Genomic DNA, 17,912 nt, shown 5'->3' on the forward strand with positions numbered 1-17,912 from the left:
ATTCTTAAACTTATAACGGCTATTTTACTACTAAATAAAAGAGTAAAAATAACTGCGTATATCAGTAGCTTTATGCCAACCAGCTAGTACAGCATCATCTGAAATTTCTCCAATAACTACCAAATTATCTTCTTTATTCACATAGTAAGGTAAAGGTTCAGCACTCAACCAACCATAAGCAATAGCTTCTTTGTCTCGCTCAAAAATTGAAACTTCTAAACTTTGCTCATATCTTGAGTAGTAGTAAGGTAAATAGCAAGCTGGATATTCTCTTAAAGATTCACGATTAACTGTATATGATTGCCAGCGCAGTCGCTCACCCTTAATTTCTTTTGGATTAGCTTCTAGCCAATCATAAAGTTTTTTAGCTTGCCGCAATGCGTGGTCTTTGCCTTCAAAAACAACGCTGGGAAGAAAAATATCGCCGTCAAAATGTACCGCGACTTCAAATAAATCTTCATCCTCATCTTCGGCTTCTGTTACCTCAATGATTCCGGCCTTATATAGTTCGGTCATTTCCCTGCATTGCTTCGTCAGATATACCCCTACATTATTAAAATTTTAGCTTTCAGTTACACAATAATCAGAACGCTCTGTTGGTTCTAATCCCTTACCTGGAAGGAAGTTTTGTTTGTGTACACCAGCCAGCACCGTAGTGTTAGCGCGGATCGGCATTATCTCCAGGAGGAACTAAAGCCCTATTCTTTTTCTTACCCGCGATCGCATTAACAGAGCGAATCAGTGTAAATTCAGAAATTCTTAAAATTAATAAAAATTTCTAACTTGCCGGATGATATAACCCCGTATCCTGATTAAATTCCCACCCTAACCCTGCTCTATCCTTGCCTTTGCACCATCCCACAAAAAGCGGTGGTGGCAGATTAATTCGCTGCTCGCGTATAGTTTCTACACTTACACCAAGTCTTGAAGCTAAACCTTCTTCGGTTAGTGGTTGGATTCGAGGAGTTTGCCCTTGATAATATGAATTGTTGTTGTACGATTTCTTCTGCCGTTTCGGTTGGTTGTTGAGATAATTTTGAATTTTAATAATCGCCTCAGCAAATTGTTTCATTTGGGCTGTTATCTCTTCAGTTTTTTGTTCTAAAGAGTCCAAACGTTTATCTTGATTACCAGCAGTTGCATCAAGGTCATCTAAAGAACCATCTAGGTATAGCTCAATAAAACGGGTGAGTGTTGCCGTTGCCGTTGTGCCTTTCGAGTTGCAACGGGCGATAAACTGCTCCCACATCTTTTGGTCACAGTTGAAAGATGCTAGCTTCTTTGTTCTCCCTGTATTGCTCATATCTAGGTAATGTCTAGGTATTATCTAGGTAAACTTATCCGCAGACAGGAACAACTGAGCGTGTTTCCATCTTGATAACTACCTTGACACTATCATGATGAGCGTATGAGTGCGATGGCCGAACCGCCCAGCGGAGGCGATACCTTCTGGAGTGGCTTCCCCGTAAGGGTAGGGTACACCTACGTTTTTTATTACCTATGTTTGCTTTTTTTACGCAGTGCGTGAGAAGTCCCAACACGCCCGACGTGGTGAATGTACTTTGCAGTTGTCGCCGGGGAAGCATGACCCAAATCTGCTTGCAAGTCAAAATCAGAAGCTCCATTTTTCTTAGCCAGCGTTGCGTGGGTGTGGCGCAAAAAGTGGGCGCTGAACTTAATTCCCGCACAAGCAGAAATTTCCTCCATCATCAGTCGCAACCCGCGATCGCTTAAAGGTTTACCCCTATCCCGCCGGCTGGGACTAGGAAACACCGGCCGATCGTTGCTTGCATCCCCACGATAATCCAGTAACACCGTACTCGTCTCCGGATCGAGACTAATAGTTCTGGTTTTATTTCGTTTTCCCGTCACAGTTAACAATAGACAGTCCCCATCCTCCCGAAACTGTCGCCAAAATAATCCCGGCGTAATTACGCGCTTACCATAATCAGAAGTTTGCCGGGCAATTTCTCCCGCCCTCACCCCACTGTAAAACATGAGAGTAAACAGCAGCCAATGCATCTTATTAGTGTTGTGTTGTAAGTCTACTGCCATCGCCGCTTTTTCCAACTTAGCAATCTCGCGTTCCGACAGAATGCGCTCTGCGAGCTTATCGTCCCACTGGATGCTTAAGTCCTTGCCCAAGTCGATCGCAAAATAACCAATAGAAGCTCTAGTACCCCATTCCCACAAACTTTTAATCGCCGCCGTGTACTTAGCCGCAGTATTTTTACTAATTCCATAAGTATTTTTCTTTCCCCGTACTGGCTTTTCATCCTTGAGCCAAGCCAGATAAGCGTGTAGATGGAATAACGTTACCATCCTCAAATCAGATATCCCAAACCGCGACTGCATATAATCGACAAGCTCATAACCAATTTGCCGATATGCCCGTCGCGTTTGGTCGCTTTTGATAGTGACAGAATGCACCCATAGCTCAATTAGCTGCTGTGTCGAATTAATTTTCTGGCGGTTGGGAAAATAATAATCCACAAGCGCGACACGAGCTTCATCAAGCGGTAGAGTCACCACCTCCACAGCAAGTGATTCCACGCTTTTGACGGGTAAATTTTCCATAATAAAATTCCCCAACCCCCACTGATAATTATGATGCCGAGAACTGTAATTCCCGGTATCTTTATGATAGTTGTTTCCAGGACACGATTAAATTGCTCATCTAGAATCATCTATATCGTATATACGCGGATATCCCATATGCGATGATGGTATTAGCCGTGTTGGGATACGTGATGGTCGATTATCCACAGATAAATATAAAACTTCTGTCTGAAGAAGACCGGGAGTTGGTGAAGCAGGCCAAGCAGCGTGCTGAGGAGTTGCGCTTAACTTTTAAAGAGTTTGTGCTGGCTTGCATTAAACAAGCACTCATGGAAGAGAGTCCCGATAGTGTAGATAGTGCAACTGCTGCCGAAATTGAAGCTTTGAAAGCTCAAATCGCCGTCCTGGAAGAGAAGGTGAATATTCCTTCTGCGACCAAAACGGAAGTACATACCCTCCAAGAGCGGTTAAATCAATTACGGGTGGGGATTTCAAATGAAATTAAGAAGGATAGGGAGCAACTTGCTTCTTTAACGTTGGCGATCTCCCGACTTGAAAGCCAAATTGAACAGCTAATACCTTCCTTAAATCTTCAAGTGGATGGCGAAGGTGATGCCGACAGTAATAGCGACTGGATTTTTGGGGAAGGCTCAGGTAGTTTGGGAGGAGAAGATGTTGGGGGTTTTTGAAACTGGCTTCGGCAGTGGAATTGCTTCAGCAGGCAGGCAGTACAGTAAGTGAACAGTCTTCAGGAGAGGATAGCTCAATCTGAAGTTTCATCATGGGAATAAGCATGGCAATGACTGGCTGAAAGTGCATAAATATTCCCATCAATTGAAGCTAACATCAAAATAATCACTCATGGGGGTAAGTATGGCGCAAAATTGGTTGCGGATTACTCATCAAGACGGCAAAATCCAACTTTCTTGGCAACGGGGACTCTCTGCACCGCGTTCTGCACCCCCTGTAAGCTTTGAGCATCCCTTTGATGAGGAGACGCTTACCGATTTGCGCTGGTATCTAGAAAAGTTTTTACCCTTTCCCTATGGCATCTTTCCTAATAAAGCGAAGAAAATCGAGCATAAGTTCCAAGAATGGGGACAGAGGTTGTTTGAGTTAGTCTTTCCTCGCAACACCAAAGCCTGGGATTTTTTCTGTGAAGCGACTAGAGAAGGGTTGGATAAGTGCGAAATTAATATTTCCTCCGATGACCCCACAGTGTTAAATTTGCCTTGGGAGTTACTATATTCTCTTGACTATCAATTTCTCGCACCATCTTTGGCTGGGATGTATCGCAGTTTAAGCGGTCATCCAGTAAGGGCAGAGATGGGAAAATTACCCCAAGATAAGTTAAATATTTTGCTGGTAATTGCACGTCCCTATGGTGAAAAAGATGTAGCTCTCAAAACTATTGCCCGTCCCCTGTTGGAGGCGCTAAAACCGATTCAAAAGTATGTCAACCTCAAGGTTTTGCGTCCACCCAGCTTTGAAGAATTTGAGCGGGAACTGAATGCACACAAAGGTTTTTACCACATAGTGCATTTTGATGGGCATGGTAACTTTGACCCAGATAGCACCGGATTTCAATATTCCTTTGGCAGTAAAGGACAGGGGGTGTTGGTATTTGAAAATATTGATGGTTCGCCGCAAATTATCACAGCGACCCAAATTGCTCAAAGTTTAAATGATTGTCGTGTACCAATTTTTGTTTTGAATGCCTGCAAATCTGCACAGGAGGGAGATGGTAGTTTTTCTTCAGTGGCGACACGCTTAGTGTCCTTGGGGGCGAAAGGTGTGGTAGCGATGTCTTATAACGTGCAGGTGGAAGCAGCGAAACATTTTATTGGGCGGTTTTATCAGCAATTGGTATTGGGAACCGATGTATCAACTGCGGTGGCAGCAGCGCGAAGACAGGTTATAAATCAACGCCTGCGTCCTAGTCCTAAAGGTGATTTCCCTTTGGCTGACTGGATAGTTCCGGTGTTGTATCAGCAAGAAACCTGCACGCCGTTTGTGCCAACTAGTAATTCTACGGAAGATATTCTTGATATTGAGAACTTCCTAGAGGAGCCTGTCAGTAATTTGGTGGGGTTTCCAGAACAGGGGCGCTACGGCTTTATAGGGCGAGATTACGATATTTTAAGGTTAGAGCGGGCGTTTCGCCAAAATAATGTCGTTTTGTTACAAGGTATGGGTGGGGTTGGAAAAACTGAGCTAACCGCAGGATTTGCGCGGTGGTTGGAGGAAACCCAGGGGCGAGAAAAAATATTCTTTACTTTCTTTGAGTCTGGTGCATCGTTGAGTCGGGTTGTAAATGAAGTAGGAAGGGCGGCTTGGGGAAACAAGTTTTCCCAATATGCAGCAGAGCAACAACAACGAGCAGTATTAAAATATCTACAATCTCAGCCTTGTTTGTTGATTTGGGATAATTTTGAACCAGTGGCGGGTTTTCCGGAGAGGAATGAGCCGTTGTTGAGTGCAGATGAGCTAGATGATTTAAAGCGCTTTCTTAAGGAATTGCGTGGTGGAAAAACTTGGGTGTTGATTACCAGCCGTCGTGAAGAAACTTGGCTCGATTGTGGGTACAGTTTGGTAAATTTGCAGGGATTATCACCTGTCGATGCCCAGGAATTTGCAGCGAAGATTTTGCGATCGCTGGGTGTGGAGATAAAAAACCTGCCCGAAGAGTATTTAGATTTGTTGAAATTACTGGGGGGACATCCGTTTTCATTGCGGGTGGTTTTGCCACATCTGCGATCGCAGACACCAACGCAGGTAATTGAGGCTTTGCGTCAGGGGTTGAATAGTTTGGAAAAAAAAACTGAAGTCGGAAGGGATAAGTCGCTGACAGCTTCGTTGGATTATTCGTTTAGCAAGTTGTCGAAGAAAGCGAGGAGACATTTACCTTTTTTGGGATTATTTTCTGAACGAGTTTATGAATATTGGCTTAGTATCTTTGTAGGAAAACCTGGTAGCGAAGTCGAACATGCATATAGAAATGTTTTTGGGCATAATAATGTAAAAGCATCTGATTGGCAACAGATTCTTGATGAAGCAACAGAGGTCGGGATATTAGAATATTTAGGATCAAAAGTTTATAAAATTCACCCTGCACTACCTTGGTATTTACGCCAAAAACTGAATGCTATTGCTAATAATGTAAAAATTCAGGAACTTGAAAAATATTTACTCATGTTTTATGCAGCATTAGCAGAAAACTATGCAAATGAAATTATTTGCAATCCTGAAAGCACTAGTTTAATGTTGCGAATAGAAGAATCTAATTTTTTGCACATGCTATATCTTGCAGAGAAAAAGCAGGATTGGCATATTGTTCGGTTAATTTTAAGTATATTAGGAGAGATATATAAACGATGGTCTCGAAAACAAGAATTTAATTCATTGCGACAGAGAATACTTAATAGAATTGGTACAAAGCTCAAATATGTCAAAGAAAAAGGTGATGCAGCCTTTGATTTATGGATGTATTTACAAAATAATATAGCTAATGAAGCCTCAGCTATTCATGATTACGAAAAAGCAAAGCTTATTTACCAACAAGTTTTAAATGAACTTGTGTCATTAAATAGTGCATCAGTAAATGATGGTATTGCAACATTGAGTAATAATTTAGCTGGTATAGCAATAAAACTGAGAGATTTTGATACGGCGAGTGTTAATTTACAAACAGCATTAAATATAAGAGAATCATCAGGAGATTTTCATAGGGCAGCTGGTATTTATCTAAACATAAGCGAACTAGCAAAAACACAAAGGCAATTTTCTAAAGCTATAGATTATTCTCAACGAGCTTTAAAGATATATGAGAACGTGAAGGATTTATATAAGGTAGGAGATGCATATTCTAAATTAGCTGAGATAGCGAGAGAGCAACGACAATATGAACAAGCAATTAGTCATTCTAAAGAAGCCGTGAGAATTTACGAACACTTTGGGGATTGTTATCAGGCTGCATCTATATATCACGAGATAGGAAACATAAAACATTTACAGGGTCAAGATGAAGAATCAACTAAGTATTATCACAAATCTTTAAAAATTTACGAAGATGCAAAAGATTGGTGTAACGCAGCTGATGAATATCTTCAATTGGGTAATGTTGCGACAACACAGCATAAGCTTGACGATGCTATAGCCTATTATCAAAAAGCTTTGAGTATTTTTAAGGAGACAGAAAACAGGGATAAATTAGCAACTGTCTATCATCAGTTAGGTCTCATGTTACACCAGCATCAATTATTTGAACATGCAATTATTTATTGCCAAAAAGCTTTAGAAATTAGAGAAGAGTTTGAGGATTGGTACAAAGCATCTGATGATTATTTATTATTAGCTATAATAGCGCAGGCACAACAACTGTTTGAACTTGCTTTTAATTTTTACCAAAAAGCTTTTATGATTTTTAATCATTTCCAAGATTGGTATAAAGTTCCATTAACATTGAGAGGTTTGGGTGATATATCAAAAACTCAATATCTTTGGTCAGATTCACTAAAATTTTATCTGCAAGCTTTAATTATAGATGGGCAGAATTATCAAGAATGGGTTGATTTACTTATAAATGATTTAGCTCATATTCTCCAGTACTTGGGAGAAACTGAATTTAACATCATTTGGCAAGAGGTAACAGGTCATGAATGTGAGGGAGAAATATGCTCTGCAATTTGGTCAGTGCGAGATACTCTTCCGGCTATGGATGTGCCACTATGTTCATAAGTTCTTTCTTGTAGTGTTACTGCATCTGGTCGTGACCAGTTCGTATGATCTCCTGCCAATAAAGGTCGCTTCACAGTTGGTATCTGTTTGATATATAGCTGCATCAATTTCTGTCGCTGTGGCCTGCTATCTTGTAGCGCCTTATAGATGCTTGACCACTTGCGTCTAAATACATCAATTTTAGACTACTCCCCCAAACAATACCCGTTAATTCTGGAGAGATTCAAACACTTTAATTCCCAACCAAGTAACAAACGCAGCCAATATCCCAACTCCCAAACTAATCGTTGCAGACACAGCAGGAGAAAGCCAAGGTTCTGGAACCCCCAAGCTAGATACTAGTGAACCAACAGGGTATTTTGCGGCTTCCTGGGGATTTGTAGTACCGGGAAATTGCCCAGCGATGGAAGCAACGAACGAACTAGCAGCCAAGCCAACACCAACAATTGCAATGGTACTTTGGAAAGTGCGATCGCGTTCCGAGCTTTCTATCTCGGTTACCCCCCGAATTGCATTAATCAAGTCAGTTAATAATATCACACCAACATTCAAGCTTTCATAGTCATTTTTAACTTGTTCTAAATATTTGAGTCTTATTTCTTCAATAAATTTATGGAGAAATTCCAAATTACTAGGGGTTTGTAAATTAGTAATTTTTTGTTTGATGGATTCTAATTGTTTTTCAATTACTTGCTGTAGTAAGTCCAAATCAATAGAATCTTGCTGTGTATTTAGCTTTTGCTGAATTATAGCTAGCCGTCTTTCATAATTGAGGAGATTAATTTCAATGGTACGTTTTTGAGTAGCAAGGTAGTTTAGGTTAACAGAATAACGCCAAAGCGTTTCCTGAGCATTAACTAAAGTTTGACGCAGTTTATTTAAATCTAACTTACCAGACTTGGCTTTGTTAAAGTCCTTTTGGTATTGCTGGATAGCAACAAAATCATCGCGTAATTTATTTTTCAAATACTGACTTTGACCATAGGCCCAGAGAATTTTACTGCGATAAGCAAACAAACGCAGCCAGTCAAAGTTAAATTCAGCAGCTTTCCTGGCAGTTTTGGCATCTGGATAAATAGCAATAATAACGTAGTGATTATCCTGAATATCTTGAATATTGAGACTATTTTGTAACTTAGATGGTATCTGCAAGCGGTAATTGTAAAACTCAAATAACATTCCGCCAAAGAATGGACTTTTATCGCGAAATTCCAAATTCACATTTAAACTACGTGCGCTTACTTTACTGCATTCTTTAGCGATAATTTCTGCTTTATCTGGAGTAAAATTCGAGAGTTGTCCCGATAGCATCCATACCTGTCCAATGGTGGTGTGGGTATTGGCTAATCTGTTTTCTATTTCCGCTTTTAGATCGCCAAAACAACTAATAGGCAAAGCCTCATTTTTACCCTGCTGCACATTTCCCAAGGAATGCTCAACAGAACAGTCTAACAGTAATCCGTAACTATCCCCCAAGCGCACTGGGTAATACCAACCCTTCAAACTATGCTGTTTTGTACTGCTGTCAAAGGTTTCTCTACCTCGGTTCCCCAAAAGTTCAACATATTCAGCTTCTATAGCATCTCGTTGTTTGAGTAAAGGGTGAAGTCGTTCGGGAAATCTGCGTAAAAAATATTCCTGATTAGCAGTTATGTCTGCGTTGTTGTCTCCCAACCCATCCCGCAGGTCATAGATAAATAAATCCAAGGTAGGATAAATAAGTTCACTCATAAAGTTGATGCTATCAGGAGTTTTGTTGTTTCGGGAGCCAGTTTTGCAGACGCTTGAGAAAACTTAGCTTTTTCGCTGCTTTGTCTGGGTCTTTCCTGGTTAATACATTAATTGTTACATTCAAAATCTCATCACTTTCGCGATCTGGTTCTCCTTCAAAGTAGCCGAAAGTCGTAGGTTGGTTATTATCACTGATTAATTCTGTTTCTAATTCCTTCTGGGTAGGCATTTGCGCTGAAGGAATATTACCGCTAACTGACTGTAATTGAGTTAAAGCTGTTTGATAGTTTTGATACAGAGCCGGGTTGGACTCAATGGTTGCAATTAATCCTTCTTTAATAAAATCCCAGTCATCGGGGTCAAGGTATAGTTGGGAAGCAGTGGTTTCCAAAGCTTCTTGTTCATCTGAGGTAAGAGAGGTTGGTAATTGTTCTAAGGCGATAAGCAGAGCTAGTAAAGTGATTTTAGGTGATTCAGCCATAGAATTAACCAAATAAGCTATAGTCTTAAATAATACTAGCGCTAAACACAAATCATGCTGCGACAGGCTCTAGTTGTTGGTATAAATAATTATACTGAACTAAAAAAACTGGACACTCCGGCTAGTGATGCCGAGCAGATTGCTCGTTTACTCGAAAAATACGGTGGTTTTAGAGCCAAACGATTACCTTCCAAATATGAGGAAGGATTTCTTAGTGTTGATGAAAAGCAATCTAACGAGCAGCTAATTACTCCACGAAGGCTGCAAGAAGCGATCGCAGACCTGTTTAATCCCCAAGGTAATGATGTGCCTGATACAGCTTTATTTTACTTTGCCGGACACGGACTGCGAGATAGTTGTGGAGGGATAATAAAAGGCTTTTTAGCAACTAGTAATGCCAGCCCACGGAAAGATATTTGGGGTGTATCGTTAAGTTGGTTACAGGAATTATTGATATTAAGTCCGGTAAAGCAACAAATTATTTGGCTTGACTGCTGCCATAGTGGTGAGTTAATCAACGAGAAATTTATCAATTTCCAGGAAGCATACCCAGGAGAAAGGGGACAAGGACGCGATCGCTGTTTTATTGCGGCTTGTGGTGATGCATCTGTTGCTTATGGAAATGCAGAACATGGTATATTGACCAGTCTTTTATTAAAAGGTCTAGACCCACAACGCTATGAAGTTAGTCAGTGGATTAATAACTACAGTTTGACTGATTTTATTATTCAACAGCTAGAAAATGATGAGAAATTACGAACCTTTCCTCAGCGTCCGTCATACAACAATTCGGGGGGAGAGATAAAACTGATCCAAGGAACTAAACAATCTAAGGTAGTAGTTTTCAATCTGTTACAAAATAATATTTGCCCCTATAAAGGATTGGCTGCTTTTGAATTTAATGATGAAGACCCCAAATATTTTTATGGACGGACTGCACTGACTGATGAATTACTAGAAAAATTAAGGCCAGGTAACTTTATAGCCGTGATGGGAGCATCAGGTTGTGGGAAGTCTTCGGTAGTGAAAGCAGGGCTACTTTATCAATTAAAGTTAGGGCAAAGATTGTCTGGTAGCAATGAATGGAAAATTATGCCAGTGATTCGACCTGGAGATAATCCGTTGTACTCTTTAGCAGAAGCGTTTACTGGCAAAGATAGCAAAAAAATGCTTATTCAGCTTTTAGAAAAAGAGCTTAGAGATAATGGTGCTGACAGATTACAAGATTTTATTGCTGAAGACATTGAAAAGTATAGTCGGGTTGTATTAGTAGTTGACCAGTTTGAGGAAGTTTTTACCCTCTGCCAAGATATTAAGGCACGACAGCAATTTTTTGACTGCTTGTTGGGTGCAGTGGAAAGCTCTAATAATAAGCTATGTTTGGTAATTACGATCAGAGCAGATTTTGTTGGTGAGTGTGCAGCATATCCCAAATTAGCCAAGCAAATTCAGCAAGATTTGGTAACGGTAACTCCCATGACAACAGAGGAATTAACCGAAGCGATTAAAGAACCTGCATCACAAGTTGGCTTAGGCTTGGAAGAAACATTAGTAATCCAGATGATTGCTGATGTCCAAAAATCCCCTGGAAGTTTACCACTATTGCAGTTTACCCTAATGGAACTCTGGGAAAAGCGCAATATTAATACTACCGGAAATACAGAATATAATTCTCAACTATTAACCTTGCACGCTTATCAAAAAATGGGTGGTGTAATGGGGGCACTAAATCGTCACGCCCAACAAATTTACAATTATACAGATTATAAGTCAGCATCTCCTTCACAAAAACGCCAACCTCAAGAGCAAGAATTGATTCGGCGACTTTTCTTAAAGTTGCTACGAACTGGTGAAGGAGTTAAAGATACTCGCCAACCACAACCAAAAACTAAATTAATGGCAATTGCTGGAGAGGATTCACAACAACAGGTAGTTTTAAGTCAACTGATAGAAGAATTAATAAAATGGCGATTGTTAGTAACATCAGAAGTAGAAATTTTGTTTGGAAAATATTTAGAAAAGATCCAAATAATTGACCTTATTCATGAAGCATTAATGTCGGGATGGGAAGAGTTTGAGCAATGGCGAGATAAGTACAGACAAATACTTAGGCTACGTGATCGCTTGGACGATGCATTACAAATATGGGATGCCAATGGTAGGCAGGATGAAGACTTGATGATGGGAGGATTACTAACAAGGGTTAGGGAGGAATGGCTAAATCTGGAACCGGATCTAGAGCCATTAGCAAAAAATTTTTACAAATGGAGCAATGATTACAAAGATAAAAAAAAGTCAGTGGATCGAAAAGAAACTGGAGATAAAGAGTATCCTTATGTTTCGCCTTCTTCCGATATTTATAAACTGAATTTAGCTACTGAATCGGCCAAAGCCGTTGTTAGAATTTTAGTGGAAATTGGCAATACGGGTAAGCAGAATTTTGCTACAGGTTTTATGATTGCACAGGATTTATTAATGACGTGTAATCATGTTATTAGTAGCCTGGATGAAGCAAAACAAAGTAGGTTTACTTTTAATTATCAACTAGATATAACTGGTAAAGAATGCACTACACAAACTGTTCAGCTATTACCAGAAGGTAAATTTTATACAAATATTGGACTAAACTACACAGTTGTAACTTTAAAAGATGTGCCTAAATTTAGTAAACCCTTAATCCTCAATAATCAGCAATTAAAGCTCAAAGAAGAATTAGCAATTATTCACCATCCACAAGGACATCTTAAAAAAATTTCAATGCTCTCCAATGTTACTTACGTAGATAATGATGTAGTTCAATATACTAGATGTACGTCTCCAGGCTCATCAGGTTCTCCTGTATTTAACGTTAACTTCGAGGTAGTTGCTATTCACCACAGTGGTGGGATGCTATTGGAACCTGGTACAGAGGAACGCTATTTGCGAAGTCAGGGTACGAGCATGATAGCTGTATTAGACGATTTGAAGATAAACGCTCCGGAGATTTACGCTTGCTTGCACTTTATTAATAGTTAATTAATACCAATCAGAGTTGAGATACCTTAGCTGTCGTAATTAACCTTTATTATTGTTAAAATTTATTGAGCTACACTAGTAATAATACTCATTAACTGTTGGGCTACAATATGGCCTCATTGCTATAATTTATTTTTAAATAAAAAACTTAATCTAACACTGCTCACATGAGACGAGATGCTTTAGTAGTAGGTATTAATAAATATTCTTTTCTCAAAGATTCAACAGGTAACTACAAACATCTCACTACCCCTGCAACTGACGCAGAAGCGATCGCCCAACTTTTAGAAAACCACGGTGACTTCCGAGTTAAACGGTTTCCCAACATCATAATTGATGAACGACTACAAGTAGATCCAAGCACAACCGTTGACGCAGGTACGTTGAAACAAGCTATAGCTGACCTATTTTTACCAAAAAGTACAAAAATACCAGAAACAGCACTACTGTTTTTTGCAGGGCATGGAATCAGAGAGGATTTGAACGGTTTAATAGAAGGTTTCTTAGCAACCAGTGATGTCAGTCCTAGAAAAAGTCAATGGGGTGTATCTCTGCAATGGTTATGGAAAATATTACAGCAAAGTAAAGTACCACAACAAATTGTCTGGCTAGATTGCTGTTTTGCTGGAGAATTACTCAATTTTAAAGATACCGAACTAGGAAGGCATAGTTCGGAGTCCGATCGCTTTTTGATTGCTGCATCCCGTGACTATGAAGTTGCCTATCAGCAGTTAGATGATAAACATGGGGTATTTACAGGCGCACTTCTAGCAGGACTTAACCCCCATTTAGTTCCAGAAGGAGACTGGATTACAAACCGGACGCTAGCAGTTTCCGTTGAGCAGAAGCTACAAGCATACTATGAGCAAACAAAAATTCCCCAGACCCCACTGATAAGCAACCACGGCGAAGTTATTAAACTGATTCAAGGAAAGGCTAAACCCTACGAGGAAGCCACTGTTGGTAACACCTCCACAAAACAATTGCAGATACTATTGCATTGGCTGATTCGACTCTTAGAGGATGATGCAATCGAAAGCATCCAAGTTGATTCAACAGCGATACCTGGGAAAAACTTGTCGGTGGTGGCTAATAATATTGTTGTTTTTTATAAAGATGGTAATTCAAGTTTTATACAAACTCAGGACACTGAAAACTGGGAGCATCAAAATCAATTAGATTTAGAGCGACTTGTACCAAACTCAAAGCTGGCGATGCTGGTACTAGAACGCTACATACAGAATAACAATCACAATAACAATACCCATTTAAGAGACACAAAATACAAAATTACTCGCTCGGATATATTAGCTGAATTAGCTAAACATGAATTAAACCCAACACCAAAGCGCAGTGAGGCAGAAATCCTTGCCAACTTTAATAGTGCTTCTAGTATCGGAAGATATTGGTTACGCAAAATAGACGGTAAAAAAATTCCTCGTTCCGAGCTACCCCAAATTATCGAACTAATCGAGCAGGGAAGCCGAACAATTTTACTAATAGACCGTCCCGGAAGCGGTAAAACCTGTATGTTGCTCGACCTTGCTGATAACATTGAGCAGGAAAAAGCATCGGTTTGGGGACTTCTATTTATTAAAGGTGATAATTTTACAAATATTAGCAGCGAACAGGAATTAATAGCGCACGGCTTACCTGAAGATATCGTTGGTCAATGTGCGCGTCTAGCTGATTACCGCAAAGTTGTGGTAATTATTGACTCCCTTGATGTTTTATCTCTCAGTCGTCAGCATGGTTCTCTCAAGGTTTTTCTGGGAATTATCGACCGACTAGAAAAACTTGAGGGAGTTACGGTGATTGTTGCCTGTCGCAATTTTGACCTGGAGTATGACCCTTTACTTCGAGGACGTTCCTGGCAACATAAAATCAATCTACAACCACTAGATTTCGACACTCAAGTTAAGTCGTTCTTGATCGACTGGCAGGTTGATGTTTCTAAGATGACTCCGGTATTACGGTCATTATTGCAAATACCTCAAAACTTGCGGATTTATGAAAGACTAGCAAAACTCGGTGTTTCATCACAACCAGCATCGGCTTATGAACTTTACAACAGCTTCCTTGAGGAAGTGGTAGTTAAAAATTCAACACTCGGCACTGAGGCTATAGACGCTTTGCAAAATATGGCTGAACAGTTAATGCAGCAAAGAACTCAGTCATATAGTAAAGTATCTTTTGGAGCAAGCGAAGATACCGTCAGGCAATTAATTAGCCAGGAAGTGCTGCTGGAAACTTCCCCTGGAATTCTAGAGTTTAGCCACAAAACATTAGCAGATTGTCTTACTGTTCGAGCTACACGGGCTAAAAACCAAACTTTGGCACAATTCATCCTCGAACATCCCCAACTTCCCTTTATTCGTCCAGCAGTTCGAGCGTTTTTCTTTTACCTGCGTGCATATCAACCGGATGCTTTTAGGCGGCAAGTATGGGAAGTATTATCCCACGATGAAATTGCATATCACGTTAAGCGGCTTGTAAGCGAGTCTTTTGCTGAAATAGAACCAGTTGAGGAAGATTGGCGATCGCTTCGCCGAATTTTCCAAAATTATCCCGATTTATTTCGACGCTTACTATGGCGAGCAAACAACGGCACTTGGTGGAATATTATTACACAACACTGGTTGCCTGAAGCCAAGTTAGCACAGGAGCGGGAAACCTGGTTGCTTCAATTTGTCCAATGGTTGGAAGCATGGATGAATAAATATCCTGCGGAAGTAGTGGCATTTTGGAGACAAACGATCGCTCAACAATGGATAAACCCACAAAATCTTGCTAGAAGTATCTGTTCCATGTTGACCAATTTTGAAGCATGGAATGCTCCAGGTATAAAGGAATTACTAGAAACTCTGATTGAAGATTTCGAGATAGAAGAACACGATTTTCTTGGCAGTTTGCTTAGTCGGTGGGTGCAGTTCACCAATACAGGAGATACATTATTGTGGAAATACATTACCAAAAATGTTTCATCAGAAGATGTGTACGGTTGGAATTTGGCTGATAAGCTGCGTTGTATGCCTCATGATTTCCATAATGATAAATTTTTGGAAGTCCGCCTTTGCCAATCCGATACGTTGCTGACTTTAGTGTTAAATGAATTAGAAGATTGGAGTGCTGTTAGTGTAGCTAGATACGGAGAAGATAAATTGCATGGCGAGTTTTTACGCCATACCTCATGGGAAATTAGACACAGCCAGCGTGACATCCATCCTTGTGATAACATAAACATTTTACTTGATGGTGTGGAAAAAGCACTTAAGCATCGTGCTCGTCACAATAAAGCTTGGTGGATAGAAAATGAAGTCCGATTGCGAAACTCTCAGGAATTAGCTATTCGTTACTTTGTTATTGAAGCATACAAAGAAAATATTCGTTATTCCCACTCAATTAAGTTTTGGATTTTTATTCTTAATATTAATTGTTTAGCAAGCGCTTTATTTCTAAGTCGTTTCTTTAAAGCTTATATCTGTGGGGTAGAAAGTCTGTTACAAGATGACAAACTTTTCCACCATAGTGACCTAAGCTACGAACTAGGCGAACTAATGCAAATGACTTACCCTAAAATCTCAGAATCAGCACAAACAGCTAATCAAGCGATGATTTTGTCGCTGATTTCTGAAACAAGAGAATATGAACAAGAATATTCTTTTCGAGAATATCGTGGATTGTACGACTTATGCCTCTCAATTCCATCCATTTTCCGAGGCTTAGAGATACAGGAATTTGTAGACAGTTTGCAAAACTATTTTGGCTACACTAGCCCAGAACCAAATATTTATAGTTGGGGTGGTATTGTCATACCACCTTTATCTTCGCAAGATTTTCTGAAGCTATCAGATAAAAGTATTTTTCAGTTACTAAATTACTACAAAGCATATGAAAATAGAAATATATTCAACAGAGATATGATTGGTGGTTTGAGCGAAGTTAAAGGGGTATTACGTGATGCTTGTTCCCTGCATCCAGAACGTTTTATCGGGTTATTGACAAGTTTTATCCGAGAAAATCTGCATCAAGATTATGTATGTGCTTTAGTAGAAGGAATCGCATTTCACCTGCACTATCGCTTTGGAAATTTTCAACCACCACAGCAATGGGAACCCATCGAACCCCTTCCAGAAGGAGAAGCGATCGCATCTATTTTACTCAATTGGTTGGAACGCTACTTTGTAATTTGGGAAGAAGGCCAGACAGTTCGCTACGCATTGGAAGCTTGTTGTGATGTTTTAACTGATAGTGAATCAGTCGAACGCTTATCATTATTACTTTTCTGGCTTTACAGTAAATACCCTGAGGATAGAAAAATCAGGGTAAACAGTCACGATATTCTGAATACAGCATCAGTACATAGAGTTGCAGCCGAAAGTGCTATTAAATTGTGCAACAGATTGTTAGAAAAAGAACAACCTGTCCCCGATTTGTTATTGTTACTGCTGCGTCATGCTGCACGGGATGCAGCGATTTATGCACGGATTCCTATTCTCCAACATCTTCCCTTTTTGATTCACAAAAACCCTGATTTGGGATGGCAATTATTGGCTGATGTTTTCAAAGAACCTCAACCTCATTTATGGAAATATACAGAGTTATGCTTTTATTACCAATATCACCACAATTTTGATATAGTTGCCCCCTACCTAAATCGTCTTTTGTATGAAGGTATGGAAGAAGCTGGTGATATTTGGGGACGACTTTCTACATTAGCAAGCTTGGCTGGACACATCAGCCAGGAACAATTATTTGCCACTTTAGTAAAAACCAACAGTAATGCGGCTTGGCAAGGAGTAACTCAAGTATTTATAGCAAATTTAGAATTAAAAGAACATACAGAAAATTGCATTACTGGACTTATTAATATTTTAGGTTATAAAAATATATCACAGGAGATTATTGGCAAGATTGATAGATGTTTTGAAGAAGAAACCAAAAGAGCCTGCATCAGGCGAGAGTTTGCGCTGGCATTTCTTGAAGCACTTCCAGCATCTGCAAGAGATATTGATTTTGATGGGTTTCTTGAATGGCTAGGCTACGAATCGCGACGAAACCCTTTATCAGCACTGGAATTAACTGAAACACTGGCAGCAAAATTTGAAAGTAGGATGAATGTAAGTCTCTTGTGGCGAACAGAACCATTAATTGCAGCATTAAACGAAATTTTACGAGAAGCTGATGAAACTGACGATCCAAAACTAATCCAGCGTGCTATCAACTTACAAGACCGTTTTTTGAAGTTGGATATGCGCGGAATGGAGGAACTACTCAACAAAGCTGGACAAGACTAAAGTAATAGAAAAGAAGAAACTCAAAAGTGAAGATGCGATAACACAGGCAGTAGCAATTACAGAATCGAAAAGAGATTAGTATGCTATTTTGC

Annotated in this window: 9 protein-coding genes and 1 pseudogene; 4 read left to right on the top strand and 6 right to left on the bottom strand. The window is 39.8% G+C overall.

The window, feature by feature from the left end:
- Positions 1-30 precede the first annotated feature (30 nt).
- From HG267_RS37110 to HG267_RS37120, 3 genes are all read right to left on the bottom strand, one after another.
- The gene (locus tag HG267_RS37110; protein ID WP_045873807.1) at positions 31-516 is read right to left on the bottom strand and encodes a hypothetical protein; all 486 of its coding nucleotides are present in this window, start codon (positions 514-516) and stop codon (positions 31-33) included.
- A gap of 262 nt (positions 517-778) precedes the next feature.
- On the bottom strand, positions 779-1,249 hold the full coding sequence (locus tag HG267_RS37115; protein WP_081584142.1) for a hypothetical protein: 471 nt from the start codon (positions 1,247-1,249) through the stop codon (positions 779-781).
- Between the two features lie 245 nt (positions 1,250-1,494).
- Positions 1,495-2,577: a tyrosine-type recombinase/integrase gene (locus HG267_RS37120; protein WP_045873806.1), complete on the bottom strand. Its 1,083-nt coding sequence runs from the start codon at positions 2,575-2,577 to the stop codon at positions 1,495-1,497.
- A gap of 173 nt (positions 2,578-2,750) precedes the next feature.
- Here HG267_RS37120 and HG267_RS37125 point away from each other — a divergent pair, with 173 nt between their 5' ends.
- Both HG267_RS37125 and HG267_RS37130 read left to right on the top strand, forming a co-directional pair.
- Entirely contained in the window at positions 2,751-3,248 is a 498-nt protein-coding gene (locus HG267_RS37125) for a hypothetical protein (RefSeq protein ID WP_045873805.1), read from the top strand.
- A gap of 184 nt (positions 3,249-3,432) precedes the next feature.
- Complete coding sequence (locus tag HG267_RS37130) at positions 3,433-7,296, top strand: tetratricopeptide repeat protein (RefSeq protein ID WP_045873804.1); 3,864 nt, start codon at positions 3,433-3,435, stop codon at positions 7,294-7,296.
- Here HG267_RS37130 and HG267_RS37135 read toward each other — a convergent pair.
- The 3 genes and pseudogenes from HG267_RS37135 to HG267_RS37145 form a co-directional block, all read right to left on the bottom strand.
- Positions 7,266-7,469: pseudogene (locus HG267_RS37135) on the bottom strand (transposase); the annotation flags it as partial. The gene HG267_RS37130 and the pseudogene HG267_RS37135 overlap by 31 nt on opposite strands.
- Before the next feature lie 34 nt (positions 7,470-7,503).
- Positions 7,504-9,027, bottom strand: coding sequence for a hypothetical protein (locus HG267_RS37140; protein WP_045873803.1), 1,524 nt, complete (start codon positions 9,025-9,027; stop codon positions 7,504-7,506).
- Between the two features lie 13 nt (positions 9,028-9,040).
- Positions 9,041-9,508, bottom strand: coding sequence for a hypothetical protein (locus HG267_RS37145; RefSeq protein WP_062243189.1), 468 nt, complete (start codon positions 9,506-9,508; stop codon positions 9,041-9,043).
- Between the two features lie 54 nt (positions 9,509-9,562).
- Here HG267_RS37145 and HG267_RS37150 point away from each other — a divergent pair, with 54 nt between their 5' ends.
- Positions 9,563-12,523 (top strand): trypsin-like peptidase domain-containing protein, encoded by a 2,961-nt coding sequence (locus HG267_RS37150; RefSeq protein WP_052335393.1) that lies wholly within the window; start codon positions 9,563-9,565, stop codon positions 12,521-12,523.
- Between the two features lie 167 nt (positions 12,524-12,690).
- Positions 12,691-17,820 carry a caspase family protein gene (locus tag HG267_RS37155; protein ID WP_045873801.1) on the top strand — a complete coding sequence of 1,710 codons (5,130 nt, stop codon included), beginning with the start codon at positions 12,691-12,693 and terminating at the stop codon, positions 17,818-17,820.
- Positions 17,821-17,912 lie beyond the last annotated feature (92 nt).

The organism is Tolypothrix sp. PCC 7601 (assembly GCF_025677855.1).
Taxonomy (GTDB): domain Bacteria; phylum Cyanobacteriota; class Cyanobacteriia; order Cyanobacteriales; family Nostocaceae; genus Aulosira; species Aulosira diplosiphon.